General features: G+C 66.1%; 17 protein-coding genes. 5 read left to right on the top strand and 12 right to left on the bottom strand.

Going from position 1 to position 18,902, the window contains the following annotated elements; all coding sequences use genetic code 11:
• Positions 1 to 2: 2 nt before the first annotated feature.
• Entirely contained in the window at positions 3 to 1,193 is a 1,191-nt protein-coding gene (locus tag IGS61_RS00255; RefSeq protein WP_329958027.1) for a sigma-54 interaction domain-containing protein, read from the bottom strand.
• A 157-nt stretch (positions 1,194 to 1,350) separates the two neighbouring features.
• Here IGS61_RS00255 and IGS61_RS00250 point away from each other — a divergent pair, with 157 nt between their 5' ends.
• A complete protein-coding gene (locus IGS61_RS00250; RefSeq protein ID WP_230537489.1) occupies positions 1,351 to 2,718 on the top strand; it encodes an LLM class flavin-dependent oxidoreductase in 1,368 nt (455 codons plus the stop codon).
• Between the two features lie 11 nt (positions 2,719 to 2,729).
• On the opposite strand, the gene hmgA is transcribed toward IGS61_RS00250, so the two are convergent.
• From hmgA to IGS61_RS00195, 11 genes are all read right to left on the bottom strand, one after another.
• Entirely contained in the window at positions 2,730 to 4,034 is a 1,305-nt protein-coding gene (hmgA, locus tag IGS61_RS00245) for a homogentisate 1,2-dioxygenase (RefSeq protein WP_230537488.1), read from the bottom strand.
• Positions 4,031 to 4,216: a hypothetical protein gene (locus tag IGS61_RS00240; RefSeq protein WP_230537487.1), complete on the bottom strand. Its 186-nt coding sequence runs from the start codon at positions 4,214 to 4,216 to the stop codon at positions 4,031 to 4,033. Before IGS61_RS00240 ends, hmgA begins: the two co-directional genes overlap by 4 nt.
• Before the next feature lie 12 nt (positions 4,217 to 4,228).
• Positions 4,229 to 5,908 carry an FAD-dependent oxidoreductase gene (locus tag IGS61_RS00235; protein ID WP_230537486.1) on the bottom strand — a complete coding sequence of 560 codons (1,680 nt, stop codon included), beginning with the start codon at positions 5,906 to 5,908 and terminating at the stop codon, positions 4,229 to 4,231.
• 21 nt (positions 5,909 to 5,929) lie between these two features.
• Complete coding sequence (locus IGS61_RS00230; protein WP_230537485.1) at positions 5,930 to 7,255, bottom strand: MFS transporter; 1,326 nt, start codon at positions 7,253 to 7,255, stop codon at positions 5,930 to 5,932.
• 175 nt (positions 7,256 to 7,430) lie between these two features.
• Positions 7,431 to 8,249 carry a helix-turn-helix domain-containing protein gene (locus IGS61_RS00225; protein WP_230537484.1) on the bottom strand — a complete coding sequence of 273 codons (819 nt, stop codon included), beginning with the start codon at positions 8,247 to 8,249 and terminating at the stop codon, positions 7,431 to 7,433.
• A gap of 18 nt (positions 8,250 to 8,267) precedes the next feature.
• Positions 8,268 to 8,777 (bottom strand): peptide-methionine (S)-S-oxide reductase MsrA, encoded by a 510-nt coding sequence (msrA, locus tag IGS61_RS00220; RefSeq protein ID WP_230537483.1) that lies wholly within the window; start codon positions 8,775 to 8,777, stop codon positions 8,268 to 8,270.
• A 66-nt stretch (positions 8,778 to 8,843) separates the two neighbouring features.
• Positions 8,844 to 10,187: an MBL fold metallo-hydrolase gene (locus IGS61_RS00215; RefSeq protein WP_230537482.1), complete on the bottom strand. Its 1,344-nt coding sequence runs from the start codon at positions 10,185 to 10,187 to the stop codon at positions 8,844 to 8,846.
• 114 nt (positions 10,188 to 10,301) lie between these two features.
• Positions 10,302 to 11,276 carry a porphobilinogen synthase gene (hemB, locus tag IGS61_RS00210; RefSeq protein ID WP_230537481.1) on the bottom strand — a complete coding sequence of 325 codons (975 nt, stop codon included), beginning with the start codon at positions 11,274 to 11,276 and terminating at the stop codon, positions 10,302 to 10,304.
• Between the two features lie 112 nt (positions 11,277 to 11,388).
• Positions 11,389 to 12,291 (bottom strand): VirK/YbjX family protein, encoded by a 903-nt coding sequence (locus IGS61_RS00205; RefSeq protein ID WP_230537480.1) that lies wholly within the window; start codon positions 12,289 to 12,291, stop codon positions 11,389 to 11,391.
• A 165-nt stretch (positions 12,292 to 12,456) separates the two neighbouring features.
• Positions 12,457 to 13,809: a sensor histidine kinase gene (locus tag IGS61_RS00200; protein WP_230537479.1), complete on the bottom strand. Its 1,353-nt coding sequence runs from the start codon at positions 13,807 to 13,809 to the stop codon at positions 12,457 to 12,459.
• Positions 13,802 to 14,488: a winged helix-turn-helix domain-containing protein gene (locus IGS61_RS00195; protein ID WP_070291437.1), complete on the bottom strand. Its 687-nt coding sequence runs from the start codon at positions 14,486 to 14,488 to the stop codon at positions 13,802 to 13,804. Before IGS61_RS00195 ends, IGS61_RS00200 begins: the two co-directional genes overlap by 8 nt.
• Positions 14,489 to 14,778: 290 nt before the next feature.
• Between IGS61_RS00195 and IGS61_RS00190 the strand changes: the two genes are divergently transcribed.
• The 4 genes from IGS61_RS00190 to IGS61_RS00175 all read left to right on the top strand — a co-directional run bounded on the left by IGS61_RS00190 (position 14,779) and on the right by IGS61_RS00175 (position 18,892).
• A complete protein-coding gene (locus tag IGS61_RS00190; RefSeq protein WP_230537478.1) occupies positions 14,779 to 15,555 on the top strand; it encodes a DUF481 domain-containing protein in 777 nt (258 codons plus the stop codon).
• Between the two features lie 13 nt (positions 15,556 to 15,568).
• A complete protein-coding gene (locus tag IGS61_RS00185; protein ID WP_230537477.1) occupies positions 15,569 to 17,443 on the top strand; it encodes an esterase/lipase family protein in 1,875 nt (624 codons plus the stop codon).
• A 117-nt stretch (positions 17,444 to 17,560) separates the two neighbouring features.
• Positions 17,561 to 18,205, top strand: coding sequence for a hypothetical protein (locus IGS61_RS00180; RefSeq protein ID WP_230537476.1), 645 nt, complete (start codon positions 17,561 to 17,563; stop codon positions 18,203 to 18,205).
• A gap of 6 nt (positions 18,206 to 18,211) precedes the next feature.
• The gene (locus tag IGS61_RS00175; RefSeq protein ID WP_230537475.1) at positions 18,212 to 18,892 is read left to right on the top strand and encodes an RES domain-containing protein; all 681 of its coding nucleotides are present in this window, start codon (positions 18,212 to 18,214) and stop codon (positions 18,890 to 18,892) included.
• Positions 18,893 to 18,902: the final 10 nt, after the last annotated feature.

Genomic DNA, 18,902 nt, shown 5'->3' with positions numbered 1-18,902 from the left:
GATTAGTCGATGGCGCCCGCCTTTTTCAGGAAAGTGCGCAGGATGTTGCGGCTCAGGTTCAGGTGTTTCGCCGTGCGCACCTGGTTGCGCTCATTGCGCTCCCACGCGGCGCGCACCAGTTCCTGCTGTATCGCTTCGAATTCCACGGCCTCGCCCGAGTCGAGCAAGGCTTGCCAGGCGCGGGCAAAGCGCTCGGTGGCCAATAAATCGTCCTGGCCCGCTGCGCCGTGGGCCGCGTAGGCGATGTCGGCGCCGCCGGCCCAGGCGTCCGGCACGGGTACAGGGGCGGACGCGGGCGCCGGAGCGCGGTGCCAGCCCGACAAGCTCAGGTCCTCGGCGCGCACGACGCCGCTGCGGCAGACGAGCAGCGCGCGGTGGATGACGTTTTCCAGTTCGCGGATATTTCCCGGCCATGGATAGGCCAGCAAGGCTTGTTGCGCATCAAGGTCCAGCTCGACCTCGCCCAGGTGCAGGCGCTGCGCATAGATGGCCATGAAGTGGCGCGTCAGCGGCATGATGTCGCCCGGGCGTTCGCGCAGGGGCCGCAGCGGCAGGCCGATCACCTGCAGCCGGTAATACAGGTCTTCGCGGAAGCGCCCGGCCCGCACGGCTTCGGCCAGGTCCACGTTCGTGGCGGCGATCAGGCGCACGTCGATGGGGATGGCGCGCCGCGCGCCCAGGCGCACCACTTCGCGCTCCTGCAGCACGCGCAGCAGCTTGACCTGCATCGCCAGCGGCAAATCGCCGATCTCGTCGAGGAACAGGGTGCCGCCGCTGGCGGTCTCGAACCAGCCCGGTTTGCCCTGCTGCGCGCCCGTAAATGCGCCCTTTTCATAGCCAAACAGTTCGCTCTCGACGAGGGTTTCGGAAAACGCGCCGCAGTTGATCGCCACGAAAGTCTGCTCGGCGCGCCCGCTCAAGCCGTGCACGTGGCGCGCAATCAGCTCTTTTCCCGTCCCCGTCTCGCCCGTGATCAGCACCGTCGCCTCGCTGGGCGCGATGCGTTCGATCAGTTCATGCAACTGGCGCGAACGGGGGTCGGCAAAGACAAAGGCTGTGGCGCGCACCAGCAAGCTCATTTGCTGCGGGTCGCGGAAGGCGACGAGCGCACCATCATCGTCGGCGCTGGCGCCACGGGCAAGGTGGGCGCTGCGCGCGAAATCGCTGCTGAAATTGTGGGCTAAGAGTTCCATGGGCCGACTATACCGCGCGCCATCTGCAGGCGTGAACGAATGGTGCCGCGCTAGCTTATCCGGATTTTGCATATGCGGGCGCTGGCCCCTTGCTGGCCCGAAGCTTGCATCGGCATTGACGCAGATCATGTTGCCACCCCACCACGGAGCTTCCCCCATGCCAGCACGCCAGCTCGTCCTGAACGTCTTTTTGCAGCGCCACGGCCACCATCCGGCCGCCTGGCGCCATCCATCCGCCAGCGCCAGCGGACGGCCCGACCTGGCCTGGTGGCTGCGCGCCGCCAGGCTGGCCGAGGCGGCCAGGTTCGACAGCTTTTTCATCGCCGACTTCATCGGCCGCTCGGGCGACGTCACGCCGGACACGGGCCGCGCCGCCATCGGCCTGCCGTTCGAACCCTTCACGCTGCTGTCGGCGATTGCCGCCGTCACCAGCCACATCGGCCTGATCGCCACCGTCAACACGAATTACGAGCACCCGTATCACGTGGCGCGCAAATTCAGTTCGCTCGACCACCTGAGCGGCGGGCGCGCGGGCTGGAACGTCGTTTCCTCGTTCGCCGAGCATACGGCGCGCAATTTCGGCATCGATGCGCCGCGCAGCCACGCGCAGCGCTATGCTCGCGCCGATGAATTCGTCGCCCTGTCCAAGGCCCTGTGGGACAGCTGGGACGACGCTGCCTTCGACCGGCCAGACCGCGCCGGCGGCCAGTTCTACCAGCCGGCGGCGGGCCATGCGCTCGATTTCCGGGGCGAGTATTTCGCCTCGCAAGGCTTGCTGGACTTGCCCCGCCCCGTGCAGGGCCACCCCGTGCTGGTCCAGGCGGGCAATTCCGAGACGGGCCGCGAATTTGCCGCACGGCTGGCCGAAATGGTGTACTGCTCCGCCACCTCGCTGCCCGTGGCGCAGGCGTATTACGCGGACGTGAAAGGTCGCATGGCGAAATATGGCCGCGCCAAAGATCAATTGAAAGTCACTCCAGGCCTGTCCGTCGTGGTGGCGGAGTCGGACCAGGAGGCGCAGGACCAGTTTGGCGAGCTGCAGGCGCTGGTCGACTTCAGCAAGCTGGAATTTGGCGGCTTCGACTTGTCCGGCTATCCGCTCGACGGCCCCCTGCCCGACCTGCCCTACCAGGCGGGCGACAACGGCAAGGGACGTTTTCAACAGCAGCTGGAGCTGGCCCGCCGCGAGCACCTGACCTTGCGCCAGCTGGTGCTGCGCTTTCGCGTGGCGCGCGGCCACCTGCAAGCGATCGGCTCCGTCAGGACGGTGGCCGACGTGATGGAGCAGTGGTTCGTGGAACGGGGCGCGGACGGCTTCAACGTCGTGCCGCCCCTGCTGCCGCAAGGCTTCGAGGACTTTACGCGGCTGGTGGTGCCGGAACTGCAGCGGCGCGGCCTGTTCCGCACCGAGTATGCGGCCAGCACCCTGCGCGGCCACCTGGGACTGGCGCGGCCCGCCAACCCGCATACGCTGGGGCGGGGGCGGGCGCGGGCGCGGGCGCGGGCGCGGGCGCGGGCAGCCTGAGCAAGGCTAGACTAGGCTTGATCCGGATCAAAATGCTTGCGCAAGCCTTGCCAGCATTCGAAATAGTCGCTTTGCAGCAAGCCGCCGTCCAGCGCGAACGGCGTGGGCTTGAGGATGGTGCGCGTCTCGAACATGAAAGCCATGGTGTCGCCCACTTTCACGGGCGCGAACGTGTCGCTGTGCGAGGCCTTCTCAAACGTCTGCGCATCGGGGCCGTGGCCGGACATGCAGTTGTGCAGGCTGGCGCCGCCCGGCACGAAACCGGCCGCCTTGGCGTCGTACACGCCATGGATCAGCCCCATGAATTCGCTGGCCACGTTGCGGTGGAACCAGGGCGGGCGGAAGGTATGTTCGGCCGCCAGCCAGCGCGGCGGGAAGATGGCGAAGTCGATGGCGCCGAACAGCGGGTTTTCGCTCGGCGCCTGCAGCACGAGGAAGATCGACGGGTCGGGATGGTCGTAGCTGATCGAGCCGATGGTATTGAAGCGGCGCAAATCGTATTTGTAGGGCGCGTAATTGCCGTGCCAGGCCACCACGTCCAGCGGCGAATGGTCGAGCGTGGTGCGCCACAGGTGGCCGCCGAACTTGGCCAGCAGTTCGCATTCGCCGTCGATATCCTCATACGCCGCGTGCGGCGTGAGGAAGTCGCGGCTGTTGGCCAGGCCGTTCGAGCCGATCGGCCCCATGTCCGGCAAGCGGAAAGCCGTGCCGAAGTTTTCGCACACATAGCCGCGCGCCTGGCCGTCCGGCAGGGTCACGCGGAAGCGCACGCCGCGCGGGATCACGGCGATTTCCTGCGGTTCCAGCTCGATCAAGCCCAGTTCCGTGGCAATCGCCAGCCTTCCCTCCTGCGGCACGACCAGCAATTCGCCGTCGGCCGAGTAAAAGAAGCGCTGCATCGAGCGGTTGGCCGCGTAGACGTGAATGGCGCAGCCGCTCATCGCTTCGGCGCTGCCATTGCCGGCCATCGTTTGCCAGCCGTCGATGAAATCCACGGCCGTGGCGTTGTCGGGCAGCGGCAGCGGGTCCCAGCGCAGCTGGTTCGGCGGCGTCGGCGGCATGGCGTGGAAATCGCTGACGATGCGCGTATTTTGCAGCAAGGTAAACGGCGGATGCTGGCTGGCGGGACGGATGCGGTACAGCCACGAGCGCCGGTTCTGCGCGCGCGGCGCCGTGAAGGCCGTGCCAGACAATTGTTCCGCATACAGGCCCAGCGGCGCCCGCTGCGGCGAATTCTGCCCCTGCGGCAAGGCGCCGGCGATGGCTTCCGTGGCAAATTCGTTGCCGAAGCCGCTTTGGTAGCCGGCGCCTATCATGCGCTCTCCGCCAGGCCGTCGGCCGCGTCGCGCAGCAAGCCCTGCACCACGTCGGCCCGGCCGATGGCGCCCATGGCCAGCAAGGCGAAACGGGCCAGGAACAGGGGCGAACGCTGTTCGCCCAGGCCGCCCATGGTGTGGCACAGCTCCGTGTATAGATTATCGAGTTCGATATCGGTCATGTTGTCTCCTTGTTACTTCGATTGGGCGATGCCGACCGCCGCCAGCGCTGCCGCCACCTGCCCCGCCCGCACCTCGCGCCAGCGTCCCAGCACGTGCCCATCCGGGCGCACGAGATAAAACGTGCCGGGCTGCGCGTCGAACAGCGAGCATACCTGCGCCGCGTGGTCCCAGGCGCCCCCTTGCTCCCCGCTGCGGGCGATCGCCACGGTCGTCAGCGGCAAGCTGTCGCCCAGCGCCAGCAGTTCCGCGGGCACGCCGCCATCCTCGCTGAAGTACAGTCCCGAGAAATGGCCATCCGCGCGCTTCACCAGATCGGTAATATACCGCGCTTTTTGCCCGCCGTTGTGCGGCAGCGCCAGCGGGCACTCGGGCAAGACCGTGCCCGGCGCGGGGCCGGCGGCAAACGCCTCGCTATCCGGCGTATTCAGGGCCGACTGCGCATACGCGATGGCGCTGGTCTGGCGCGGGTTGATCAGCGAGCGCACATGCGCATGCCTGCCCGCCAGGCCCAGCACGGCCGTGCGCATCAGTTCGAAAGCGAACGTGGGCGGCGCCATGAATTCCGTGCTTTTGGTGCCGTGGCGCAGGTTTTCATGGGCGGCGTACACGCGCTCGTCCGAATAACTGTCCAGCAAACCCTGCGGCGCCTGGCCCTTGACGACATACGCCAGCTTCCAGGCCAGGTTGTCCGCGTCGTCGATGCCGGAATTGGCTCCGCGCACGCCGAAGATGGGCACCAGGTGGGCCGCGTCGCCCGCGAACAGCACGGCGCCGTGCCGGTATTTCTCCAGGGTCAAGGCGTTGGCTTTATAAATGGTGATCCACACGGGATGCCACGGGGCGGTTTCTCCCATCATGGCCAGCAGGCTGTCCACGCGGGGCGCCACGTTTTCCAGCAGCACGGCCGCCTGCGCATCCTCGTCGTCGCGCAGCTGGTAATCGATGCGCCAGATATCGTCGGGCTGCTTGTGCACCAGCACGGTCGAGCCGGGATTCGACGGCGGGTCGAAATATGCGAGGCGCTCCGCCGGACGCCCGCTTTTCAGGTGGATATCGACGATCACATAGCGCCCTTCATAGCTGGTGCCCTGCAATTTGAGCCCCAGCGCCTCGCGCACGGCGCTGCGCCCGCCATCGGCCGCCACCAGCCAGTCCGCGTCGATGGTGTAGGTTTCATCGGGCGTGGCCACCGTGACCGTGGCGCCGTCGGCGCGCTGCTGCACGCCCGTGACGCGCGTCTGCCAGCGGATATCAATCAGCTCCGGCTGGCGTTCGGCCGCGTCGAGCAGGAATTGCTCGATATGGTATTGCGCCAGGTTGACCATCGGCGGCAATTTCTGGTTCGCGTCTTGCGGCATCGTAAAGTGCAGCACTTCCTCGTCGCGGTAAAAGCTGCGCCCGCCCGCCCACGGCAAGCCTTTACTCAAAAAACCGTCGAGCGCGCCCAGGCGGTCGATGATTTCCAGGCTGCGCCGCGAAATGCAGATGGCGCGGCTGCCCGTGCAGACGCCGTCGTCCGCCTCGATCAGCACCGAGCGCACGCCGTGGCGCGCCAGGCCCAGGGCCGTGGCCAGACCCACGGGACCGCCGCCGACGATCAGCACGGGCACGTGCTGCGTGCCGGTGCCGACAAGCTTGCCGGGCGGATACACTTTCGGCACATGGGGATAAGGGTGGAATGTATCGCTCATGATGTTTCCTCTTCAACAATATTATTTGCCGGCGCGCGCAATCGGCAGGGTCAGCACGATGGCCGCGCCCGCCACCAGCAGCACGCTGGCGTACAGCAAGCCCGTGGCAAAGCTGTGCGTGAAATCCTTCAGCCAGCCCACGACGACGGGGTTCAGGGCCGAGCCGATATTGCCCGTGGCATTGATGACGGCGATGCCGATGGCGCGCGCGCCCAGGCTCAGCGCACGATCCGGCGTCGTCCAGAAGACGGACATGGCCGTGTAGGCGCCCGTCGAGGCCATGCACACGCCCAGCAGTTGCACGATGGGGTTGGCGGCATACGCGGTGAACAGCCAGCCGGCCGCCGACAGCAGCATGGGCCAGACGATGTGCCAGCGGCGTTCCTGCAGGCGGTCCGAGCGGCGGCCCCAGGCGATCATGCCGATCACGGTGCACACTTGCGGGATGGCGGCCAGCAAGCCGATTTGCGTGTTGCTGGCGTTGCTATTGAAACTTTTCACGATCAGCGGTGTCCACACGGCCACCATCGCCAGGGTGTTGACCAGGCAAAAATAGGCGACGCCGAATTTCAGCACGGTGGGCGAGCACATTTCCGTCAGCACCGACGTTTTTTGCTGCGGCGCAACAGGTTTCTGCTCGGCTGCCAGCATGCGCGCCAGCACCTGCTGCTCCAGCCTGGTGAGCCAGCTCGCCTTGCCCGGTGCGTCGTCGAGGTAGCCATACACGGCCAGGCCCAGCAGCACGGAAGGCATGCCTTCGAGAAAGAACAGCCATTGCCAGCCCTTCAAGCCCCAGTGGCCGTCCAGCCCCAGGATCAGGCCGGACAAGGCCGAACCGATGGCGGCCGTGACAGGCATGGCGATCATGAACAGGGCGTTGGCGCGCGCCCGGTAGGCGCTGGGAAACCAGTAGGTCAGATACAGCAGCATGCCGGGCAGAAAGCCCGCTTCCGTCACGCCCACCAAAAAACGCAGCGCATACAGGCTGGCCGGGCCGCTGGCGAACAGGGTCGCCGTCGAGGCCAGGCCCCAGGCGATCATCATGCTGCCTATCCATTTACGGGCGCCGATGCGGGCCAGCACGATGTTGCTGGGGATGCTGCAAGCGATGTAGGCGATGTAAAACAGGGTGGTGGCAAAGCCGAACTGGGTGCCGGACAGGCCCAGGTCTTGCATCATGGTCAGGCCCGCGAAGCCGATATTGATGCGGTCAAGAAAGGAAAACACGAACAGCAGGAACAGAAAACCCAGCAGATGGCGCGATACCTTGCACATCACCTGCTGTTCCATTTGGTCGGTGGCCGCGTCGAGGACGGGCGCAGTGGTGGCTTGTGTGGCGGGGGGCATGCTTGTCTCCATAAGGTGTCGCCCTCCCCTTGTTGATTTTATTGGGTGAGAGCGGCCGGGTGATCCCGGCTTGCAACACAGTATGCAGACGACGATGCCGGCGGCTGTCCCCATTTTGGGGACGTTTCGCGGCTAAAACTGTCAAAAAGGCGGAGCCATCCCTACGTCCAAGGGATTAGACAGGCGCTGGCGCCATGCACAGCGCAAACAGTTGCCGCTGGCTGGAAATGCCCAGGCGCTTATAGGCGCGCTTCTGGTAAGTGATCACGCTCGATGGCTGCACGCCCATGGTCTCGGCGATTTCCACGGCCGTCAGCCCCTCGAGCACGCCGCGCAGCACGTCGAGTTCGCGCTTGCTCAGTTGCGGGCCATGCAGGCGCAGCCGGGCCAGCAGCATGGGCGCGACGCCCTGCGTGGCTTGCCCCTTCAAGCTGTAATGATGCTTGACGGCATGGGCGAATAGCGGCGACAGGGTTTCGATGCCGGCGATCTCGGCGGGCTGGAACTGGCCCTGGCTGCTGTCGCGGTAGAAATTGACGGACAGCCAGATATCGCCGGCCGGCTGCACCAGCAGCGACAGCCGGTCCGAGACATTCGGCTTTTGATAACAGACGGCGCGGTAGCCGGGATGGCGGATCTCGTCGCTCGCTTGCTGGTGCAGCACGATGGCGGGGTCCAGCTTCGGCTGGCGGGCCGGCGCGATGACGCTCTGGTTGCCGTCGAGGGCATAGTAATGGCGCGCGTAGCTGTCGGCGATATCCTGCAAGAAACGCCCGCCCCGCCGGTCGGCCACGGCCACCGTGCGGGGCCGGTTGCCGAATTCATAAGCAAAGATCGTGCACTGGGCGATGGAGGCGGCCGTGCCGGCCGTTTTCAGGATGGCGCCCGCCATGGCATTCACGTCGGCATGGCCGATGGCCGCCACCAGATCGAGGGCGCGCCCCAGGTCCAGCTGCCCTTCCGCCTGCCGCCGTTCCACCTGCCAATAGCGCATGGCCGTCTCCCCCGGCGCTTATTGTTGACGCTGCGGCAAGACCCAGTCCGGCCGGATGTAATGGCAGGTGTAGCCGTGCGGCAAGCGCTGCAGATAATCCTGGTGCTCTGGTTCCGCTTCCCAGAACGGGCCGGCCGGCGCCACTTGCGTCACCACCTTGCCGGGCCACAGGCCGGACGCGTCGACGTCGCGGATGGTCTCTTCTGCCACCAGCCGCTGTTCTTCACTCGTGTAGAAGATGGCCGAACGGTAGCTGGTGCCGCGGTCGTTGCCCTGGCGGTCTTCCGTGCTGGGGTCGTGGATCTGGAAGAAGAATTCCAGGATCTTGCGGTAGCTGATGGCGGTCGGGTCGAAAATGATCTCGATCGCTTCCGCATGCGTGCCGTGGTTGCGGTAGGTGGCGTTGGCGACGTCGCCGCCGCTGTAGCCCACGCGCGTGGCGATCACGCCAGGATAGCGGCGCAGCAAGTCTTGCACGCCCCAGAAGCAGCCGCCGGCCAGGATCGCGGTTTCGTTGTTTTGTGTCATGTTGATCATTCCTTGAGCTGAGATACTGGTATGTATCGTCCATCTTACCCTGTCGCGGCGTTTTCTTCAGCGGGCCAGCAAGCGCTTCAGTTGCGCCGCCTGGTAGGCGCCGATGGCGTCGTTGAACAGGCAGCGGATCAAGGGGTCGTCGACGATATCGGCCTCTTCCAGTGCGGCCCGCGCGGCCGCATCGAAAGGACCATCATTGATACGCATGTACATCGACGTCAGCGATTCGCCCAACACCAGCGCCGCGTGGCATTTCACCAGCGGCACTTCGGTGGTCCAGCCGGGCGCTTCGCCGGTGGCGGGCACCAGGTCGATCAGGTCGCCATGCGTGCGGTAATGCAGGATGGTGGCCGCACCGTCATGGCCGTACAGCGACAATCGCCACAGGCGCGGTTGCTGGAAGTAGCTGTCGTCGGGCAGTTCCATGTCGCGGTAGCGCTCAAGCAAACCATTGCGGCAGAAATCGAGCACCAGCGCCGTGTCGGCGGCGCTCAAGGGCGCGAAACGGCGGGCGATGTCCGCCGTGGCGGGCGCAAGCGCGTCGGGGCGGTAGTCGAAATCCACGTCCTGCGGCCCCACGGGGAGCACCCAGGGCAAGGGTTCGGCGCCGCTCACCCCGTGCGCATCGAGCAGCACGGACGTCGACGGGTCGAGGCGGAAGATGTGCGCATCGGGCAGCGCGGCGCCCATTTCATCGGCAAAGCGGCGGTAAGTGATCGGGAACATCGCGTGGTTGTACCAGGACCAGTCTTCCTGCACGAACTGGCAGGAACTGGGCACCAGGTAACGGGGCGCCAGCGCGCGCAGCTGCGGCACCCAGTCGTCGGGCAGCTCGACCGGGCCAGGCTGCGCCTGCGACGGCGCGATGACGGCGATCTCGCGCATGGTCTGGAACGGCCACAAGACCATGTCCCAGGGCGCGAACGCGGCCAGCTGTTCCAATGTTTCGGGGCCGATCCAGGAGTCGACGACGTTGAGCACATTCAGGCCGGCGGCGCGCACCTGGAACAGCGAATCGACATCGTCATCGAGCGCCCGGCGCGGGATCACCTCGATGCTGGCCACCCGCACGGGCACGTCCACCTGCAGGCGCTGCACGTGGACAAACCCCAGCGCGCGGAGCATCGCGAACAGTTCGTCGAAGACGCAATACAGATAAATGGGCGTGGCGCGGTCCAGCGCATCGAGGCTGTCGAGCGAGCAGTGGTCGTCGTGGAAGTGCGAAATGAAGACAGCATCCCAGCGCAGCCGGCGCACGGCGTCGAGGTCGAAGCGCACGGACGGAAACGCGTGGCAGTTGCGGCTGAACGGATTTTCGACGATGGGGTCGAAGGCGATGGCCGTGCCTTCGCATTCGAAGACATAGCCGGCGTGCAGGATGCGGGAGATTTTCAGGGGCATGGGAAATCGGAAAGAACCCAACGGCGGAAATGCCGGGGTCGGACCCTGAGGGTCCGACCCCAGACTTTGCCTTTGGGGTAAAAAAGGACGCTAGCTGCGCGCCAGAGACAAGGCTCAATACGGATTATTCAGCACATCCATCGCGAAATACGTAAAGATCATGTCCGCGCCCGCGCGCTTGATGGCGCCCAGGGTTTCCTGCACCACGCGGCGCTCGTCGATGGCGCCGGCTTGCGCGGCGAACTTGATCATCGCGTATTCGCCGCTGACCTGGTAGGCGCCGATCGGCAAACGCGTCACTTCGCGCAGGTCGCGGATGATGTCGAGGTAGGCGCCGGCCGGCTTGACCATCAGCGCATCGGCGCCTTCGGCTTCGTCGATCAAGGATTCGCGCACCGCTTCGCGGCGGTTCATCGGGTCCATCTGGTAGGTCTTGCGGTCGCCCTTCAGGGTGCTGCCGGCCGCGTCGCGGAACGGACCGTACAGGCCGGAGGCGAACTTGGTCGAATACGCCATCACGGGCGTGTCGTGGAAGCCGGCCGCATCTAACGCGCTGCGGATGGCCGCCACCTGGCCATCCATGGCGGCCGATGGCGCGATGATGTCGGCGCCCGCCTGGGCCGCGATGACGGCCTGCTTGCCCAGGTTGAGCACCGTGCTGTCATTGTCGACCGTGTCGCCATGCAGGATGCCGCAATGGCCGTGGTCCGTGTATTCGCAGAAGCAGGTGTCGGACATGACCACCATTTCCGGCACGGCGTCCTTGATGATGCGCGACATGCGGGCCACCAGGCCGTCCGGGTTCAGGGTGTCCGTGCCGTGGCTGTCCTTGTGGTGCGAAATGCCGAAGGTCATGACGGAGCGCAAACCGGCGCGCGCGTAGCGCTCGATTTCCTGCGCCAGCTTCGCTTCGGGAATGCGGCGCACGCCGGGCATGGACTTGATGTCGATGAAATCGCTGCTGCCTTCGTCGACGAAGATCGGCAGGACCAGGTCGCGCGGAATGATCTCGGTTTCGCGGAACAGCTCGCGCAGTTGCGGGGTCGCGCGCAGGCGGCGCATGCGCGAAGTTGGGTAGTGTGCTGGCATGGGGTGACTGGCTTCAGGTTAACAACGCCGATAAGTATACGCCGATCGCGCCGCTTGCGCCGGGCTGGCCGGCAAAAAAGCCGCGCAGGTCAAAAAATGCCGCCCTGCGCCTTCATTTCGCGTGCAGCAGGGCCGCCACTTGCCAGCGCATGTCCGCCGCCAGCTGCACCAGCATGGCGCCGCGGCGGCGCGCGTCCGCCCGCTTTTTCGACGGCACCAGCTCCAGGTCGGGCATGCGGCAAGGGCCGCACGGCAGGCGGAAATTGCCGTCGCCGGTGGGCAGCGCATGCAGTTCGCGCCACGCCAGGTCGTAATCGCAGGAGATGTGGCGGCGCCGGCGCCAGTTCAGCGCGATGCGGTTGGCGTTGCTGACCAGGTCCAGGTGGCCGCAGCCGAAAAAGTCGCCCAGGTCGCGCAAGGCGGCCACCATCAGGTTCTTCGGCCGGCAGCCGTGCAGCGCCCGCGTGGCTTCCTTCACCGCCTGCGCGCCGGCGGGCGAGCGCAAGCCCTGCAAGGCGCCCAGCTGGATGGCGGCGCCTCCCGCCTGCGGCCGGAACAGGAAACTGGCCAGGTACAGCGAGACGCCGTCGCGCGTCAGGCGCAGGCACAGCTCCCCTTCGCGGTGGCTGTCGTGGATGGCCGTCAGCTGCAGGCGGTAGGTGGCGCCATCCTTGCCCTCGATGGCGGCCAGCACCAGCGCGCGGCGCGCCGCGTATTCCACCAGCGGCCGGGCGCCCGCCTGCCACAGGAAGCGGTAATGCCCGCGCAGCAGCTCCACGCGCGCCGCGCAACCGAGCTGGCGGCTGGCGTAGGGCCGGTAAATCTTGTACAGCAGGCTGGGATGGGCTTGCGCCAGCGCCGCCAGTCCCGGCGTGCCGGCGATGTAGGCTTGCCAGCGCGCGCGCTGCAGCGGGAAGACCAGCGCGCCTAGCGCGGCCTTGAGGCGGTGGCCATGCTGGCGCGGTGCTGCCTGTTGCGGCGCGGCGTTGTCGCCGGTGGCGGTAAAAGTAGGCATGAAAACGGCTCTGCGACGGATCGGAACAGACAAACCGCGGCAGGCCGCGGGCAGCCCGGAACAGGCGGCCGCGCGCACGCAGCCGCTCTACGCCGGGTAGAGGGGATGATAGGGGGAGGCGAAAACGAAGGGGGTTACAAGTTGGTAATGTGCCGTCTGGCTACACTAGCGCGGCAGCCGCAAACGCAGGCGCAGGCCCGGCGCCGCATCCTCGATCTCCAGGCTGCCGCCGTGCAGGGCCGCGATGGCGGCCACGATGGACAGGCCAAGGCCATTGCCGGGCAAATGGCGGCTCTTGTCGAGGCGGTAGAAGCGCTGCGTCAGCTTCGGCAATTCCCCGGCAGGCACGCCGGGGCCGTTGTCGCGCACGGCCAGCCAGCTGCCCTGCTCATCGCTGCCGGCCGACACTTCCACCGTGGCGCCCTGCCCCGCGTACTTGATGGCGTTGTCGACCAGGCTGGCCAGGGCGCTGCCCAGCAGGTTGCGGTCGCCGCGCGCCGGCACGCTGTCGCCATACATCTGCACCAGCAGCACGCCCTGCTCGTCGGCCGTCGCTTCATACATTTCCACGATGTCGGCGCCGATCTGATGCAGGTCAATGTCGTCGAAATTCTCGGGACGCATGCCCGATTCGGCCGCCGCGATCTGCAGCAGCTTGTCGAACACGCGCGTCAGGTCGTCGATGTCGTCGATGGCCGCCTGCGCCGCGCTCTCGTAGCCGGCCACGCTCTGCTGCTGGCGCAAGGCGCCATCGAGCTTGTTGCGGATGCGCCCCAGCGGTGTGCGCAAGTCGTGCGCGATGGCGTTCGACACGTGGCGCACGCCTTCCATCAGGTGTTCGATGCGGTCGAGCATGCGGTTGATGTCGCGGCTCAGCAAGCCGAATTCATCCTCGCTGGAGACGGGAATGCGCCGGCTCAGGTCGCCCGCCTCGATTTCCCCCGCCGTGCGGCGGATCTGCCCGATGCGCGCCTCGAGCTGGCGGCGGAACAGCCAGGCGCCCGCCACCACCAGCAGGATGGCCACCCCGCCGCCATAGGCCAGCGAGCGCAGCACCAGGGTGCGGATCGACTTGCCCTCTTCCATGTCGCGCCCGACGAACAGGCGCGCGCCGCCCGCCAGGTCGCGGATCAGCATGCGCGCGGGCACCCTGCGGCCTTCGCGCGTGACGTCGCGGTGCAGCAGGTGGCCCACGGGGCTGCCCAGGTCGGGCCAGGACGACAGGTTGCCCGCCACGCGGCGGCCATCGGCATCGACCAGCAAGAAGATCTCCGTGTCGCTGTCGGTGCGGTCCGTCAGCAGATGGGCGATTTCCGCCGTCGTGCGGCTGCTGCCGCCCTGTTCGTACAGCGCGGCGAGGCGCTCCGAGAGCAGGGTAAGCTTGCGGTCCACGCTGCGATCGAGCACGCCGATGGTGCCGAAATAGAACACGGCGCAGACGATGCTGATCGACACGACCACCAGCACGCCATAGCCGAGCGCCAGCCGGGCCGCGATCGAGCGGTGCAGCTTACGCACTGTCGAGCACGCCCAGGGTGTAGCCGACGCCGCGCACCGTGTGGATCAGCGGCGGCGAAAATTCCTTGTCCACCTTGGTGCGCAAGCGGCTCACCTGCACGTCGATGACGTTGGTCTGCGGGTCGAAATGGTAGTCCCACACGGCTTCGAGCAGCATGGCGCGCGTGACGGACTGCCCCTGGTGGCGCATCAGGTATTCCAGCAGGCGAAATTCGCGCGGCTGCAAGGCGATTTGCCGGCTGGCGCGCGTCACGCGCATGGTGCGCATGTCGAGCACCAGGTCGGCCACCTGCAGCTGCGTCGATTCGGGCACGGGCGCGGCGCGGCGCAGCAGCGCCTCGATGCGCGCCAGCAGTTCGGCGATGGCGAACGGTTTCGACAGATAATCGTCGCCGCCGCTGCGCAAGCCGCGCACGCGCTCGTCGACGCTGGACAGGGCCGACAGCACCAGCACGGGCGTGTTGCGGCCCATGCCGCGCAGGCGCGCGACGATGGCCAGGCCGTCGATCTCGCCGGGCAGCAGGCGGTCGAGCACCAGCGCATCCCAGTCCTCGCCGCAGGCCAGGCGCATGCCGTCGATGCCATTGTCGCAAGAGGTGACGTCGTGGCCCGCTTCGCGCAGGCCGGCACAAATGTAACGGGAAGTTTCGGCTTCGTCTTCGATGACCAGGCAGCGCACGGGGGATTCCTTGTAAGATCAGGCAGCAAATACGCGCAGCATACGCCAGGCGCGCGCCACTTGCCAGCCCCGGCGTGCAGGATCGGGCAATCAAGAGAGCAGCATTCGTGCGCGCCGGGGCGTGCGGCGAACGTTGACGGGGTCGGGTACAATACAGCCTCGACAATGTTTGGCCGCGCCCGCGCGCGCATGTTTTATCGGCGCCGCCCGGCTTGCCGCGGCCTGCATCGCCACCCCTGCCATTAACGAACATCAGGCACGCCCGGCGCGCGCCACAGACAAATATAGCCATGAAATCGACCCACTCTCTCGCACTGGCGCTGGCCATGGCCATCACCTGCGGCGCCGCCGCCGCCGCGGACACCAAGCAAAGCATGCTGTTCGATGAAATCCCCATCGGCAGCTGGAGCACTTCCGCCGAACTGGGCGCCATCACCACCTCGGGCAATACGGTCGGCACCTCCGTCACGGGCAAGATCGACGCGCGCCAGGAACTCGACGACTGGAGCAACCAGTACATCTTCAGCGGCTACTTCAAGGAAGACGAAACTACCGACGACGACGGCAAGAAGGTGCGCGAGCGCTCGGCCGAACGCTTTTCCGCCTCCGCCAAGGCCGCCTACAAGCTGATGGCCGACCATGAAAAACTGTTCGTGCTGGCCTCGCACGTGAATGACAAGTTCGGCGCCTACACCAAGTACTCGACCCTGGCCGTCGGTCATGGCTCGCGCTGGTACCAGTCGAGCGACAAGAGCGTCGACGTGGAAGTCGGTCCTGGCTATTTCAGCGGCACCAACGACGCGGGCGAATCGGAACACGGCCTGACGGTGCGCGGCGCGGCCGCCATGAAGTGGAAAATCAGCCAGTCGGCCATGTTCACCCAGACGGTCAGCGTGGAACGGGGCACCTCGAACACCCACTCGATCGCCGAAACGGCCCTCAGCACGAAGATCAACGGCACCATGCAGATGAAGGCCGCCTTCAGCGCCCGCAACGACACGCGCGTACCGGACGACAAGAAGAATACGGATACGCAAACGTCGCTGACCCTGGTCTACTCGTTCTAGGCGCGGACCGGCCATGCTGATGCGGCGTCTGCGCGTATGCGCCCTCCTGTGCGCGGCGGCGCTGCTGAGCGGCTGCGCCGCCGTCACCGTCAGCGCCATTTCTCCGGCCGACTACCTGCAGCAACGGCGCGGCGACATCCTCACCACGGGCAAACTCAGCGCCTCGGCCAGCGAGGTGCTGCGCATCATCGGCAGCGACATCGCCGCCTGCGAAGCCAATACGGGCAGCTGCCGTGCCGACCTGGCCCGCTCCGAGCTGCTCAGCGACGAGCAGCGCCTGGCGACGCTCTCCGAATTATGGCTGGAAAGCGCGCTGGCGGAAGAAAAACAGGGCGGCCACCCCAGCGCCGAGCGCCTGGCCGCCTGGCTCGAATCGGCCCGCTATGCCTACGCCTACCTGTTCTACACGACGCGCACGCCGGGCCAGCGCGCCTTCGAGGAGCGCCAGACGCAAATCCGCGACTACTATAACTATGCCGTGCAAAAGGCCGTCGGCAACCTGTTCCGCCACCGCGGCGAATACCGGCCGGACGGCCATGTGATCCGCGTCGCCGGCTGGCACATCGACAGCGAACTGTCGGCCCTGCGCCTGCCCGAAGACGGCACCCTGCCCGAAGAACTGCTGCCGGCCACCTCGCTGTCGTTTTCCGGCCTGCGCAATGTCTACCGGCGCGACGGCTTCGGCGCCGACCTGGTGGCCGTCATGCCCAAGCCCCAGGCGCCGCAAGGCGAGTACGTGCCCTACCAGGAGACGCGCTTCCCCGTCGTCACGGCGCTGATCCGCTTCGACGGCAACAGCCTGCAAGAAGTACTGGCCACGCAGCAGCTGCTGGTGATGCTGGTCGACCCGACGCGCAGCGAATCGACGCGCATGGCGGGCCAGGAACTGCCCGTGGCGGCCAATTTCACGGCCGGCTATGGCCTGTGGCTGGCCCGTTCCGGCTTCGGCGTGCAGGCGCTGCGCACCCTGTTCGGCCGCGCCGACGGCATTTCGCGCCCGCAGGTGCACCTGATGCAGCCGTACGACCCGAACAAGCGCACCATCGTCATGCTGCACGGCCTGGCCAGCAGCCCGGAAGCGTGGATCAACGTGGCGAATGAACTGATGGGCGACGAACAGCTGCGCCGCCGCTACCAGATCTGGCAGGTGTACTACCCGAGCAATGCGCCGCTGGCCGCCAACAATGCCGCCATCCGCAAGGCGCTGGCCGCCACCCTGGCGCAGTTCGACCCGGCTGGCAAGGCGACGGCAGCGAACGAGATGGTCTTGATCGGCCACAGCATGGGCGGCGTGCTGGCGCGCCTGATGGTGTCCGACGCCAGCAACACCCTGCTCGACGCAATCACGGAAGAATACAATTTGAAGGGCAAGAAGGCGGAAAAAGTGCGCGCCGGACTAGCGCCCTACCTCAATTTCACGGCCATGCCGCAGGTGAACCGCGCCATCTTCATCGCCGCGCCGCACCGCGGCACCTCGTTCGCCAACCACAAGGTGGCGCGCTGGATCGCCAACCTGATCACCTTGCCCATCAACATGCTCGAGCAGCTGTCCGACGCGGCCGGCAGCCTGGCGCAGCTCGACACGGGCAGCAGCGAGCCGCTGCGCATCCCCAACAGCATCGATAACCTCAGCGACAAGGACCCGTTCGTGCGCCTGGTGGCCGACCTGCCCATCAGCCCGAAAGTGCGCTACTACTCCATCATGGGCAACGACACGCCGGAGCTGCCCCTGGCAGAATCGAGCGATGGCGTGGTGCCGTATGCCAGCGCCCACCTCGACGGCGCCCTGTCGGAAAAAGTCATTCCGTCCTGGCACAGCGTGCAGGAAAGCCCGCAGGCGATCCTGGAGATACGGCGGATTTTGCGGCTGCCGGACAGCTTGCCCTGATCGGCCGCGTATATCTCGCTGTCTGATGCAGGAAACATGCACTTCTCGCTTGATAAAGTTGCGAAACATGATAATCTTGTGTGTAATACGCCTGGCGCATATACCCGAGGAGCGAACATGACAGCGCATCTGCATCACGACACCCTGGCGCCCGAGCGCCAGGAATGGACCGACAACGACCTGCGGGTAGTGGAGCAATTCTCGCAATTGGTGAGCGCACAACTCGACATAGTGGCGCAAGGTCCCGAGCGCGAGCGCCTGATCGACCTGGCCACACGCGCGCTCGATGCGGCGCGCGCCTCGCTGCGCGCCGCCCCGCCATCGATACCGCTGCAACTTCCCGTGTCAAAACTCAAGGTTTCCGATGTCATTGGGCAAGGATGGGTGGCACTGTCGCAAGCGTCGCTGTATCGCGCCGTGGAAAGCCAGCGGTTCTATTGCGTGACGCCCAAGGGACGCAGTATCGGCAAGGAGTTTCCGGCTTGGCAATTTGTCCAGCCCGTGCCGGAACTGATCGCGCCCGTGCTGGCCATCTTCGCCGGCCAGCCCGGCAGTGACATCCATGCCTTCTGGGTCAGCAGCGCCGACGAACTCAACGAACTGTCGCCGGCAGAGCTGCTCGCAGGCAAATCGTTCGAAACGCGGGCCGAAGTGCATATCAGTCAGCAAACGCTGCTGGATTTGCCAGCCAGCGAGAGATTGCGCAAGGTGCTTGCGGCAGCGAAGTGGCAGCATAGGGGCATGGCCGATATCGTAGGCTAGCCCCGCATGACGCTGCAACTGAAAGATACGCCTGTCCCGCCAGAAATGACCGCGCGCCTGCCGGCGCTGGCATCGTTGCGCGCTGAATTATTGAGTCATATCATCACCCATCCAGCAGGCCAGGTCCTGGTGCGCGCGGCATGGAACACGGCATCGATCTGGCCGTTGAAAGTCCAGCGCACCTATCGCTTCGGCCCGCCCGCCGAACTGGCAGATGCGGCCGGCTTCCCCTATCACTGGGCGTATCTTGCGGACGATGCCTACACGGCGGCCTGGGAAGCCCAGCTTTGCCAAAACGACGTAACGCGCCCGGGCACGTTTTACATCGCACACCGGGCGGAGCAAGCCCTGATCGCGACCTTGTCATTCAGCGCCCCGCTGCAATTGCTCGATCTGACCGGGCTGGCCGCCAGCCGCCTGGGCACTTACGATCAATTGCACAGCCCAGATCACGGCTGGTGCCAATGGCTGGGCTGGCAGCTGGATCAGATCATTGCACAGGAGGCAGGCGCGATTCACGGCTTCATGTATCCATCGCGCCGACAACCCGGCAAACTTGCCTATGCGATTTCTTCTCGCCAGATGACAACATTGGGGACAAGCATGGCGTGCTCACACGTGCAATTCGGCGACACTGAAGCATATCCGCGCTTGCTGGCCGACCGCCTGCGCGTGGCCCCGCCCTGAGCTGAGGCTC

It is taken from the genome of Janthinobacterium sp. FW305-129, assembly GCF_020858115.1.
In the GTDB taxonomy this organism is placed as follows: domain Bacteria; phylum Pseudomonadota; class Gammaproteobacteria; order Burkholderiales; family Burkholderiaceae_D; genus Janthinobacterium.
Note: the sequence above shows the minus strand (reverse complement) of the source record. Positions and strands in the feature narration are given on the sequence as shown.